General features: G+C 47.0%; 5 protein-coding genes. 4 read left to right on the top strand and 1 reads right to left on the bottom strand.

Annotated elements, in window-relative coordinates; genetic code table 11:
* The first annotated feature begins 171 nt into the window (after positions 1 to 171).
* Positions 172 to 1,767, top strand: coding sequence for a serine hydrolase domain-containing protein (locus NC994_RS01810; RefSeq protein WP_190440696.1), 1,596 nt, complete (start codon positions 172 to 174; stop codon positions 1,765 to 1,767).
* Between the two features lie 192 nt (positions 1,768 to 1,959).
* The gene (locus NC994_RS01805) at positions 1,960 to 2,712 is read left to right on the top strand and encodes a peptidylprolyl isomerase (RefSeq protein ID WP_190426720.1); all 753 of its coding nucleotides are present in this window, start codon (positions 1,960 to 1,962) and stop codon (positions 2,710 to 2,712) included.
* A gap of 531 nt (positions 2,713 to 3,243) precedes the next feature.
* Here NC994_RS01805 and NC994_RS01800 read toward each other — a convergent pair.
* Positions 3,244 to 3,480, bottom strand: a complete 237-nt coding sequence (locus tag NC994_RS01800) for a hypothetical protein (protein ID WP_190426718.1) — start codon at positions 3,478 to 3,480, stop codon at positions 3,244 to 3,246.
* Between the two features lie 37 nt (positions 3,481 to 3,517).
* On the opposite strand from NC994_RS01800, the gene NC994_RS01795 reads away from it, so the two are divergent.
* Both NC994_RS01795 and NC994_RS01790 read left to right on the top strand, forming a co-directional pair.
* Positions 3,518 to 7,114 carry an endonuclease/exonuclease/phosphatase family protein gene (locus NC994_RS01795; RefSeq protein ID WP_199299808.1) on the top strand — a complete coding sequence of 1,199 codons (3,597 nt, stop codon included), beginning with the start codon at positions 3,518 to 3,520 and terminating at the stop codon, positions 7,112 to 7,114.
* A 538-nt stretch (positions 7,115 to 7,652) separates the two neighbouring features.
* Positions 7,653 to 13,795 (top strand): DUF4347 domain-containing protein (locus NC994_RS01790; protein WP_190440693.1); only part of this gene is annotated, 6,143 nt, incomplete at its 3' end.

The raw sequence follows: 13,795 nt of genomic DNA, 5'->3' as shown, positions 1-13,795 counted from the left end.
AACTGTAATGGATTTGGGGGAACGAACCGAATGATTACGGTAGACAAGGCGGGTTTAGTCTGCGTAACCGTTAGGGACACGGAAGCCCCCTCGCTGTTACCCGGATTGTTAGCGGGATGCACAATATCCGATGAAATCCGTTAATTACAAAAATTCTGGATGTAGAGACCAATGCTTAACTTTTATCAATTAGAACAGCAAATTGAAGAACAGATGAAAGCCTCCGCTATCCCAGGCGTGGCGCTTTCGGTTGTCCAAAATCGGGAAGTCATCTATGCCAGGGGTTTTGGTGTCACCAGCGTGGAAGATGGCTCAATCCCCGTGACGCCGCAAACTCTGTTTCGGATTGGTTCTGTCACCAAGCCGCTTACTGGTACTGCGGTGATGCGGCTGGTTGAAACGGGCAAGCTTGACCTCGATCGGCCCATTAAAGATTACATTGATTGGTTCGCACTCAGTGAGGAGGGAGCCGCCGAACAGATCACCCTACGGATGCTAATGACTCATACTTCTGGACTCCCTACGGATGCCCAAAATTTTGGTCGGCGCGATCCAGAGGGACTTGAGGCTTACGTCCGAGACCAGATACCGAAGTACCCGATTATTGCACCTCCCGGCAAGCTGTATTCCTATAGCAACCCCGGCATTATGGTGGTTGGTTATCTCGCTGAGGTAGTCGGCGGTAAGCCATTTACACAACTGATGCAAGAGTTGGTTTTCGATCCTTTGGAGATGCAACGCACGACATTTGATCCGACGGTGGCGATGACTTATCCGATTGCCCAATCGCATGACCAAAATGAGGATGGGACGTTAAGGGTGGATCGCCGTTTTGCTGATAATACAGCTGGCTATCCGGCAGGATTTATCATTTCCACGGTGCTAGATTTGGCAAACTTTGCGATGATGCACATGAACGAGGGTTGTTTTCGCGATTGCCAGATCCTCTCACCCCAGTCGGTTGCCCAAATGCAAACACTTCATGCAGACTGGTATACGGCGGAAGGGGCGGGATATGGACTGACTTTCATGGTTGATCCCTACAAGGGGATACGTCGAATTGGACACAATGGTGCAATTAGCAGCTTTGGTAGCTGGTTCCTCATGGTTCCGGAGGCTGATGTTGCAGTTTCGCTGGTGTTCAACCGTCGTGCCCCTGACTTTGCTGCTTACAAAATCGTCAACCGAATCTTTGACGAACTCCTGAATCTGCCAAAGCAGGCACCGAAGCCGCAAGCGATCGCGCCCGATACCGCGTTATGGTCGCAGTATACAGGATTATATTTGGGACCTCAGACGGGTTTGCTCAAGATTCAGGTGGTGGATGGTCAGCTGATGCTTGAATTAAACGAGCAGGTAATGCCTTTACAGGCGCTCAAAAAAGACCTTTATTTTGCACAAAAGCCAGATAGTCAAGATAAAATTCCTGTCGGTTTTATCCTCGAAGCAACAGAACCGACACGGTATATTATGGTCAACTCTTCACCCTGCGAACGCATCGAACTCGATGCTTCGTTTGTGCCGGATTTCTCGGCTTGGGCATCTTATGCGGGCAGCTACACGTCATATCTAGATACGCTGACTATCCATGTTGAGGCAGATCGCGTGTTCCTCCACACCAAAATGTTCAACCAAGATGTGCCCTGCATCCTGATAGATAACACCCACTTTGCTTGCAAATTCGGTCTAATTGAAGTGCAAGTTGCGGAGGATGGCGTTGCGCGATCGCTTAACTTAGGAAATTATTTCATCTTTACCCGCTGTTAAATCATCCCAATTGCTCTGTTGATTTCAGCCAAAACAATAGTTGCGTCATCTGGCAATTCTCTAGTTCAATCCACACTTCTGTAAAGATAACGACCGAATCTGCTATAAGATTTGGTCAGTAGCAAAGAGTTGAGAACCAATCCGAGTGACTCATGCAATCGGGGAAAACCTAGGCGGGTAGCTGCGTTTGAGATGGCGGAAATTTTTCAAGTTGGCAGCAAGGTAATTCTGGCACATGAGATTCCGTCTTTGTTGAGCCGTTATCAGTTGCTGCCCCAGTTTTTGCAAGGGATTATTATCGACGAAGCGATCGCGCTCTATTCTTGCACGGATGCAGAGCGCAAATTGGCTGTAGAGCAGTTTGCCGCGCAGCACCAACTCACCTCCCCGGAAGCGCGAAAAGCTTGGGCGGTATCCCAAGGCATGACCTTAGAACAACTGGAAGACTTAGCTGTACGACCCTTGCTGCTAGAGAAGTTTAAGATGGCTACTTGGAGTTCAAAGGTCGAGTCTTATTTTATCGCTCGCAAAGCGAGTCTCGACCAGGTAGTGTGTTCCTTAATTCGTACCAAAGATATGGGAATTGCCCAGGAAGTCTACTTTAGAATTCAGGAAGGAGAGCAATCTTTCGCAGAGTTAGCTAGAGAATATTCCCAAGGAACAGAAGCTCACACTGGGGGAGTCATTGGCCCGGTAAGTTTGAGTGCTTTGCATCCAGCGATCGCAAAAATGCTATCCATTAGTCAGCCGGGACAGTTATGGCCTCCTACTCGTCTGGAAGAGTGGTATGCAATCGTTCGACTTGAAAAGTTCTTGCCAGCACAGCTAGATGAACAAATGCGCCGTCGATTGATTGACGAAATGTTTAATAACTGGCTCAAAGAGCGGATGCAACAAGTCGGTTTATTACAGTTTATCGAGTCTTCAGTCTCGGATTCAGCGTGACTTTAAAGGCAAAGTTGATGTAAATTGATTGCCCCCCAATTTAGCGGGGGTTGGGGGATCAAAACGGGACTTGCAAATTCAAGAAGACTTGTATATACACGGTAGCTGTGGACGGGGAGCGGTAACAGGGTGGTTTCATTTATTAAAAGAAAATTCTGTAACGTTGATTTTGGTTGGCGGTAGGGGCTTTTTGATTGCCATATCCCTACAAAACGTCGCAATGCCTCGAAATTTTCTAAGGATTGTATGAAACCACCCTGCTGTAGACGGGGTGGGGTCTCCCTGTCCGACTTTAAGGTAGCCCCGCAGCAGGGTTCGCCCTCCCAAGATAGAGGGTGGTTGCCGACAAGTATTAGCCCACTTTTTGCCGCTCTCAGTATATCTACAGAGATAGTGATTTCTTAGTACCAAGATGGTTTATGAAGATTGCGTGAATTTACGGCAACTTCATCCCAGCTTAATTTATACTTAGAATTAATTATCAGGGTTTGTTAACATCAACTGAATATCTTTAGGGGGGCGCTATTTAGGCTAAGGAAAGTTTGAAATCCTGCCCTTGGCACTGAGATAAGTGCTGATGATGTTGGCTACAAACAACCAATTTTCTGGAGAGATAGATTTTGCCAAAGTATCTGTTTTACCACAAGTAGGTTGGCTCAATTTGACCTGCCGAGGGAAAGAGTAATCTCTGTGAAGAAACAGTAGTATGGCGATCGCTCCTGAAAATTGGAATTTAGCGATCGCCATACTACTCCCACTTGACTTCACAGTTCTAGACAACCATTGAAAATGAAAAGAGACTTATATGGCTCCGACAACGCTTGCTGCTGGTGACATCGCCATTATCGGTTTCAATTTTGACGATCCCGATCAACTTGCCTTTGTTTTACTAAAAGATATTGCTTCTGGAACTGCAATTCACTTTACAAATAAAGGTTGGCAAAGCAGCAACGAATTTAGAAAGGGTGAAGGAACCCTGACTTGGACAGCAAATAGAAACTACTCGGTTGGCGAAATTGTCAATCCGGGCGTTGGTTCAATGAAACTTTCAAGTGATGGAGATCAAATCCTTGCCTACCAGGGTTTGGCAACAGCTCCCACTTTTATTTATGCAATTAATAGTAACGGTTCGGAATGGGCAGAGAATGCGACCAGTAACAATAACTCTGCATTACCGCCAGGATTAATAAACGGATTAACGGCGGTATCTATCCCAGAAATTGATAACGCAACTTATAACATTACTAACGGCACTTCTGGAACTAGAGCAGAGTTACTTACAAAAATCAGCAACCCAGCGAATTGGACAGGCAATAATACCCAACGGTTGACGATGCCCAGTAGTGCCTTTACAGTGACAAATACTGGCAGTGGAATAACAGAATCCCTTAGTTTGACTGTTGACTCCGCCACCTTCTCAGAAGCCGCAGGTGCAGGTGCTGCCACTGGAACTGTTACCCGAACCGGAGACTTATCAAAGTCACTCACGATTAACTTACTCAGCAGCGACACCAGCGAAGCTACCGTTACGACAACTGTAACCATTCCAGCAAATCAGGCATCAGCAACCTTCGCAATTGATGCGGTGAACGATCCGTTTGTAGAGGGTTCTCAGACGGTGACATTAACAGCTTCTGCAACCCAATATATTAGCGGCACAATTACCGTAACCGTAACTGACGACGAACTAGAAGCTGGTAATATTCGCATCCACGATATTCAAGGTGCTAGCCATACATCGCCGTTGGTGGGTCAGTTGGTTTCCAAAGTCCCTGGTATCGTCACCGCAGTAAAGTCAAATGGATTTTATCTGCAAGATCCCAATCCGGACACGAATGATGCTACCTCCGACGGGATTTTCGTCCTCACTTGGATAACCCCCAAAGTCAGTGTTGGGGACTCTATTCTGGTTAGCGGGATTGTTGATGAATTCATTCCTAGCGGTTCTGATAGCAGCAGTCTCTCCACAACTCAAATTATTGTGGGGAATGCAGGGATTGCAACAATTTCCAAGGGCAATCCTTTACCTAGTAGCACTATTTTGGGTGAGGGCGGACGCACGATTCCAACTCAAGTGATTGATGATGATGGATTAGGTATATTCAACCCGACGCAAGACGGCATTGACTTCTACGAAAGCCTAGAAGGAATGCGGGTGCAGGTGAATAATGCGGTAGCGGTAGGGCCTACCAATGATTTTGGTGAAATTCCCGTCCTGGCTGACAATGGTGTGAATGCTAGCACCCGAACGGACAGGGGCGGTATTGTGGTTCAGCCGGGGGATTTTAACCCAGAACGGATTATTATCGACGATGCTATTATTAACGGTGAACCTCAAGTAAATGTGGGCGACACCTTCACTGGTTCCATCACTGGCGTCATCGACTACAGCTTTGGCAATTATAAGCTTCTCAACACTGCACCTTTACCTAACGTCACTTCGGGAAATTTAGCACGGGAAACAACGGCATTAACAGGAAGTGCTGACCAGTTGACGGTTGCTAGTTTTAACGTCGAGAATCTCAATCCTGCTGATGATAACGCTAAATTTAGCAGCCTTGCGAATATTGTTATCAACAACCTCAAATTACCAGACATTATTAGCTTGGAGGAAATCCAAGACAACAATGGTGCCACAAATGATAGTGTCATTGATGCTAACCAAACTTACCAAACCTTAATAGATGCGATCGCATCTTTGGGTGGTGCAACTTACCAGTACCGTCAAATTAATCCGGTAGACGACCAAGATGGCGGTCAACCGGGGGGGAATATCCGCGTCGGCTTCCTCTTCAACCCGAATCGCGTTGAGTTTGTAGACCGTCCTAGCGGCACCTCCATAACCAACACCACCGTAAATAGCGGCACAGATGGCGTAGAACTTTCCGCTAGTCCGGGTCGCATTCTTGACACTAACCTTTCCAATGGTGACGCCTTTGCCAACAGTCGCAAGCCTTTGGTTGGGGAGTTTCTCTTCAAGGGCAATCAAGTATTTGTCATCGGCAACCACTTCAACTCCAAAGGTGGCGATCAACCTCTTTTCGGAAGTTCTCAACCGCCAATACTCACTTCAGAAGCGCAACGTCTACAGCAGGCCGCTACCGTTAATAACTTTGTCGATAGCCTACTGGCAATTGACCCCAATGCCAATGTCATAGTACTGGGGGATTTTAATGATTTTCAGTTCTCGAAGCCGTTAGAAGTATTGAAAGGAAACGACCTCACGAACCTGATTGATACTTTGCCGAAAAACGAACAATATTCTTACATTTTTGAAGGGAATTCTCAAGCACTTGACCACATCTTGGTCAGTAAAAATCTCAACACAACGGCAGAAATCGATGTAGTACATCTCAATGCCGAGTTTGCAACTCAAGATAGCGACCACGATCCGCTAGTCGCCCGTTTTACCTTACCAATCAATGGCAGCGCAAGTTCTAATACCTTGGTTGGCAATAATAGTAATAATCGCATTGATGGGAAAGCGGGGAACGATACCCTGATCGGACTGCAAGGAAATGATATCCTCACCGGCGGTGGTGACCAAGATATTTTTGTGATTCGCAGTGGCGATGGCACCGACACGATTACAGATTTTGGTAGCGTAGGAACGGGAAATCATCCATCCGCAGAAATGATTTCCGAAGTCGATACCCTCAAATTTGAAGGTACTGGTTTAATTGCCAGCAATCTACTTTTAACTCAAACGGGTAACGAGCTAGTGATCGCATTCGATGGCGTTGATAACACGAAGGTTATCTTGAAAAATTTTACCCTCCAAGATTTCAATAACCTCCAACAATCTACAGGTGCGTCGGTAGACATCGGCAATATTCTCTTTAACGGACAAACGCAGATTCAGAAAAGCTTTGAAATTGCTAACGCTAACGAGGATCTCAAACAGATTTTCAACAAAAATACCGTCGCTTTCCTTAACGATTTGGATAACAACACCCAAGGTTTTGATGCTTCTAACGATGTTATTAACGGTCAAGGTGGCAATGATACGTTAGAAGGATTGGGTGGCGATGACTTGCTGCGTGGCGGGATTGGCAACGACACTCTATTAGGTGGAGAAGGAAACGATTACCTCGCCGGTGGCGACGGTGATGACTGGCTTAATGGTGGGATTGGTCAAAATACACTCTTCGGCGGTAATGGTAGCGATCGCTTTGTTGTATCGAATAACAGCGGCACAAACACGATTCTTGACTTCACCGATACTCAAGACCTCATCGTATTATCCGATGGTTTGAAGTTGGAGTATCTAACGATTACCCAAGGGACGGGTGCGAATGCAAACAATGCTTTAATCGATCTTGCGAACACAGGGGAACTATTAGCAACACTTACTGGAGTGCAAGCAAACACCCTGACCAGCGCTGATTTCACCACGATCTAGTTAAGTGAAAATCAATTGGTAATCGTCTGTTGACCGTAATCGGACATCGTTCTGGTTAGGGTTTACGGATCTAAACCTCTATAACAAAAAGTTATATAAAGCAGAGATAAAGTGACAATGAATTTTTTATAAAGTTTTTGTCAAAATTTTTTCATCTTCCTAAAGTAGTAAACAATTAAAGTGTCAAATAAGTACAGAAAGAATTGAAATGTGCTAAAGACTACACTATAACTTTTCCAAGCAATGCAATTTTGAGATTGTTTGCATTTGTCCTCGGTCGATACACCTTTATCAACAAAATGTCCTCTCTAGCCAGATATTTGCAGGAATTTCGATAATTGAGGCTAAAAACGCTAGTTTATCAAAATTCCTGGAAACTATATGACAGCATCTACTGAGATTAATTCAGTTCACCAGCTATTGGCGACCTGAATATCTACAAACTGACGACTTTCTCTACGTTATTGAGCGACACGCTGGCGATCGCTCTGGTGTCTCTACTTATCTCAACCATTGATATTTACACCCAAACCTCATCATGCAAGACTTTTGGAATCATTCCTCCTCAAATCAAAAACCAAACCAAGCTGGTCAGGGCATTGCTGGTGAAAACTCTTCAGTGGTAGAGACTTCTCCTACCCAGCGAGTACAAAAGATAGTCTTCATTGACTCTACAGTTGAGAATTACCAGAGTCTCGCTGCTGGTGTGGAACCGGGGACGGAAGTATTTATCCTGAACCCAATGCAGGATGGAGTAGGGCAAATTGCACAAGTGCTGGCAGAACGCACCAACGTCACCAGCGTTCACATAGTTTCCCACGGGACACAAGGCAGTTTGCAACTGGGGTCAACCCAACTGAATTCAAGCAACCTAGAAGCATACACTAGCCAGTTACAACAGTGGGCAAATGCTTTAACCCCTGATGCTGACGTCCTTCTCTACGGTTGCGATGTGGCAGCAGGAGAAGTCGGTGCGGATTTTGTGCAACAACTGAGTCAGCTAACAGGTGCTGACATTGCCGCTTCGGTTGACTTGACCGGCAGCGCAGCTTTGGGCGGTGACTGGGATTTGGAAGTTGCTACAGGGCAGATAGAAACTTCTCTGGTGTTTGGGGGAGCAGCGATCGCAACTTATACTTCAGTCCTGCCAAGCGATCTGTTCATCTCAGAGTATGTTGAAGGTAGCAGCAACAATAAAGCTCTTGAATTTTATAACGGTACTGGGGCAGCAATTAACTTAGCCGCAGCAGGTTACGCCGTAGACTTTTATGCAAACGGTAGCACTAGCCCGACTCTAACTATCAACTTGAGCGGCATAGTAGCAGATAAGGATGTATTTGTTTTAGCACAAGCTAATGCTGCCCTTAGCATTCTGGGTCAAGCCGATCAAACCAACAATTTTAATGGCTGGTACAACGGGGACGATGCGGTTGTGCTGCGTAAGGGTGCAACCATCATTGACTCGATTGGTCAAATTGGCAACGACCCTGGCACAGAATGGGGTAATGGGCTTACCAGTACCCAAAATAATACCCTGCGCCGTAAGAGTAACGTAACAACTGGAGATCCAAGTCCTTTCGATCCATTTGATCCCAGCGTTCAATGGGATGGGTTCGCCCAAGACACCTTCAATGGTTTAGGAAGCCACACGATCGCCAACACCAACATTGCGCCGGCGATTGCTCTCACAGTTGCACCTGTGGCTTACACCGAAAATGCAGCTGCTACCGTCATTAATAGCACCGCCACTGTCACAGATAGCGACTCCCTCAACTTTGACACCGGGAAGCTGACAGTAGATTTTACGGCAGGTGGCACGGCATCCGACCGTTTAGCAATTCGCAACCAAGGTAACGGTGCAGGGCAAATTGGGCTAGATGGCACAATTGTCAAATACGGCGGAGTGCAAATCGGCACCTTCACAGGCGGGACTGGCACCACTCCTCTAGTCGTCACTTTCAACGCCAACGCCATACCCGCCGCCGCTACTGCACTGCTGCAAAACATCACCTATCAGAACGCCTCAGAGAACCCCAGCACCACTCCTCGCACCGTCCGCTTTGTCGTTACCGATGGCGATGGTGGCACCAGCACCGCTGTTACTGAAACCATCAACGTTACATCTGTCAACGATGCGCCGATTATTGGTGCTTCGGTAATTAAATACGATGGTTCGTTAAATACCACGCCCGACACTCAAGGATTTACATACATTCCCGTTGGTAGTGCAACGCAAAGTGCCTCCGGTGGCGCAACTACCTTGGATACCACTGCCGACTCAGGCACTTATGCGGGCTATTCTCCTAACAGCGTGCCGAACCTGGATCGCACTACTGGTTACACCGTCAGCTTCACTGCCCAAGTTCTCTCAGAAGATCATACGACGAGCGGCACCGCTGATAAAAACGGCGATGGCATTGCTGATAGAGCTGGTTTCAGCATCATAGTTCTCAGCAGCGACAAAAAAGGCATCGAATTAGGATTCTGGGATGACGAAATCTGGGCGCAGGAAGATGGCACAACTCAGACAGATCCAAGTACAAATCCTTCTGCCAGCAACAACCAACTTCTGTTCACCCATGCTGAAGGCGCTACCTTCAACACTACTGCGGGTTTAATTCCCTACCAGCTGACAGTTCTTGGCGATACTTACACTCTCTCAACAGGTGGCACCACCATCCTTAGCGGTAAGCTGCGGGATTACACTGCTTGGGTGGGGGTGGGGCCTATCGATCCCTATGAAACCCCTAACTTCATTTTCTTTGGGGATGGTACTACCTCTGCCAGCGCCAAAGTAAAGTTATCAGATGTCTCAATTACAACTAACAGCAGCTTTGCACCCCAAACAGTTGCTGAAGATACCGATTTATCGATCGCAGGAGTTAGCGTATTTGACGTGGATGCGGGAAATACTGCTATCACCGTCACTCTAGAAGTCAACAATGGTGCTTTGACAGTCAACTCTACTGGGTTAACAGTCAATGGCAACGGCACGGGAACTGTCACCCTGACAGGCAGTCAAAGCAAGATTAACGCTAACTTAGCCGCCACAAACGGACTGCTATACAAAGGCAAGCAAGACTTTAATGGTAGCGACACGCTCAAGATTACAGCTAACGATGGTGCAGCTACTAGCAATATCAAGACGATACCAATTACCGTCACCCCAGCCAATGATGCCCCGGTGTTAAATAATACCGGGAGTCCGGCACTAACAGCAATTAACGAAGACGTTGCCCTCGCCAGCAACAATTGGACTCTGGTTTCTGAGATTATTGCTAGCGGTGCTGGCGGCAACCCCATCACCGATGCAGATGCAGGTGCAGTCGAGGGAATTGCGGTAATTGGGGTAGATAACACCAACGGCACTTGGGAATATTCTACTGATGGCGGAAGTAGCTGGAATAAGTTTGTAGTGTCTGCTGCGGCTGCTACCGTACTAAAAGATACAACAAGCGATCTCATCCGTTTTTTCCCTAATGCCGATTTTAACGGTACTGTCACTTCAGGCATTACCTTCCGCGCTTGGGATGCCTCTGATGGACTCGCTAGCGGTACAACTGGAGTAAATCCTGGGGTTGGTGGCGGCGCGTCTTCTTTCAGTCTCAATGCTGAAACAGCAAGTATTATTATTAACTCAGTAAACGATGACCCCAGTTTCATTCTTGGTGGCAATCAAAGTATTGCAGCCGGGGCAGGGGCGCAAACTGTCACTGGATGGGCGAGTGGGTTTAATCCGGGGGCTGCCAACGAATCAAGCCAAAGCATCGACAGCTACATCGTCAACGTTACTAGCAACCCTGGTATCTTCGCCTCTGCACCAAAAATCGACCCGCTGACAGGCAATCTTGCTTATACTCCCGCTGCAACAATTGCGACAGCTACTACAGCGACAGTTCAAGTCCAAGTTAAGGACAATGGCGGCACTGCTAACGGTGGTGTGGATACCTCAGTAGTGCAAAGCTTTCAAATTACCGTCAACCCTGGAACGCCGACAGTTAGCATCCAGGCGATAGATGCTGATGCAGCAGAAGCGGGTGCAAATACTGGAACGTACCAGATTACCCGGACTGGCAACACAACGGGCAATTTAACTGTAAAATTTGCCGTCAGTAACAACAGTGCCAGCAGTGGTGACTACACCCTAACAGATAGTAACGGCAATGCGATCGCTATCTCCAATGGAATTGCCAGCGTTACCCTATTAGCTGGGCAAACATCTTTCAATATTACTCTTACCGCAGTTGATGACATCCAAGCGGAGGCAGCTGAAACACTAAAGTTAGATTTAGTCGCTGACGCGGCATATGCGATCGCATCTTCTCAAAATACCGCAACCGCCACCATCCAGCAAAATGACACCGTAGTAATTAACACCAACGACAGCGGCGAAGGTTCGCTACGACAAGCAATTATCAATGCCAACGCCTTTAGTGGCACCGATACCATCGGTTTTCAAATTGGCACTGGCTTACAAACAATTACACCCCTTTCAGCTTTACCTACCCTAACCGGTTCCGTAATTATTGACGGCACTACTCAGACTGGATTTTCTGGTACTCCGATTATTCAATTAAGTGGAAGCGGGACGGGTACTGGACTGAAAATTACTGCGGGTAACAGTACAGTACGCGGCTTAATTTTTAATGGTTTTCAGGATGGGGTTGAGTTAAGTGGCGGTGGCAATAATGTTATTGCAGGCAACTTTATTGGGACTAATGCGGCGGGTAATGCAGTAGCAGGTAACTCCCGCTGGGGCGTGTTTATTAACGGTTCCTCTAACAACATCATCGGGGGAACGACGGCAGGGACGCGCAATATTATTTCCGGTAACAGTGTCGGTCTCTTCGTCACTGATAGCGGGAATCAAATCCAAGGGAACTACATCGGGACTGATGTTACTGGTAATGTTGACTTGGGTAATACTGCTGACGGCATCAGCATCCAAGGAACTAACAACATCATTGGCGGGACGACAACAGGCGCACGGAACGTCATCTCCGGCAATAATCAGAATGGTGTCAGCATTAGCCAAGTCGGTTCCACCGGAAACCAGGTATTAGGGAACTACATTGGCACCAATGCTACTGGTACTGCCGACTTAGGCAACACTCAGAATGGTGTAGAAATTCAATACGCACCCAATAACATTATCGGTGGGGCAACCGCAGGTGCAGGTAATGTTATTTCTGGTAACAACAATAACGGTATCTGGATTACAGGCAACACGGCTACGGGAACTCAGGTATTAGGTAACTACATCGGCACTAATGCTTCCGGAAAGGTGGCGATTGGCAACTCATTAAGAGGTATCACTGTATCTGCCCCTGACAATACCATTGGAGGTACAGCGGCGGGTGCGGGTAATGTTATTTCTGGCAACGTTGAGGGGATTGCTATCCAAGGTACTGAGGCAACAGGAAATCAGATACAAGGCAACTACATTGGAACCCAAGCAGATGGCACTAGTGCTTTAGGGAATACTTCTCACGGTGTGGTAGTAAGAAGCGATGCCAAAAACAACACGATTGGCGGAACCACGGCTGGTGCAGGCAATACCATTGCCTTTAATAATGGCGATGGAGTGTTTGTTGATACCAACTTCGGCACTGTTATTAACAATGGCATCCTAGCCAACGCCATCTTCTCTAACTCTGGTTTAGGAATCGATTTAGGGACTAATGGAGTAACCGCTAACGATGTTGGCGATGGTGACGCAGGGGCGAACAATCTACAAAATTTCCCGTTGCTTACTTCTGCGGTTTTAAATGGTGCCAACACAACAGTTACAGGAACGTTCAACAGCAACCCCAACGCTACATTCAGGCTGGAATTTTTCTCTAACACAGCCTTAGATCCGTCTGGTAATGGAGAGGGTAAAACATTGCTTGGCTTTACCAATGTAACCACTGATGCCAGCGGTAATGGCAGCTTTACAGCGAATTTGGCGACGATGGTAGCGTTGGGTAACTTTATTACCGCAACAGCAACCAATTCCAACAACACCTCCGAGTTTTCCACCGGAATCCCCGTTACCACACTCGTCAGTATTAGTGCCATCGATGCTACCGCTGCTGAATCAGGCACAGATACAGGCATTTACCAGATTACTCGTACTGGTACAACAGGCGATTTGACAGTAAATCTTGCTGTCGATGGTAGCAGCACTGCTAGCGGAAATGACTATACGCTGAGTAGCAAGGGTTTATCGGTGGTGATTCCGGATGGGAAGAGTTTTGTCAATGTTACTCTTACTGCTGTTGATGATACTTTGCCGGAGTTAGCGGAAACGCTGCGGCTAAACTTGGCGACGGGTGCAGGTTACACCATTGATACTGCTAAGAATAATGCTACGGTAGCGATCGCATCCAACGACACGATTCAATACGCGATTACCACTGCTTCCCCAACTCTAATGGAAGGTGACACTGGTAAGCAAACCGTTACCTTTACTGTCACGCGCAGCGGCGGAATTGGTGTAGCCAGTACCGTTGATTATGGAATTGGTGGAACCGCAACTAATGGCATTGACTACAACAACATACTGGTTACAGGTGGCACAACTGCTCTTTCCGGCACGCTTAGCTTTGGAATTGGCGAGACAACCAAAACAATCAACCTAGATGTTTTGGGTGACACAATATTTGAGCAAGATGAAACCATCAATGTCACCCTGAGTAA

The organism is Trichocoleus sp. AS-A1 (assembly GCF_039962015.1).
GTDB lineage: Bacteria > Cyanobacteriota > Cyanobacteriia > Cyanobacteriales > FACHB-T130 > FACHB-T130.
Note: the sequence above shows the minus strand (reverse complement) of the source record. Positions and strands in the feature narration are given on the sequence as shown.

Bases quoted from the DNA above. Each gene is read 5' to 3' on its own strand.
- NC994_RS01810 (WP_190440696.1), top strand. From the start codon at position 172: ATGCTTAACTTTTATCAATTAGAACAGCAAATTGAAGAACAGATGAAA.
- NC994_RS01805 (WP_190426720.1), top strand. From the start codon at position 1,960: ATGGCGGAAATTTTTCAAGTTGGCAGCAAGGTAATTCTGGCACATGAG.
- NC994_RS01795 (WP_199299808.1), top strand. From the start codon at position 3,518: ATGGCTCCGACAACGCTTGCTGCTGGTGACATCGCCATTATCGGTTTC.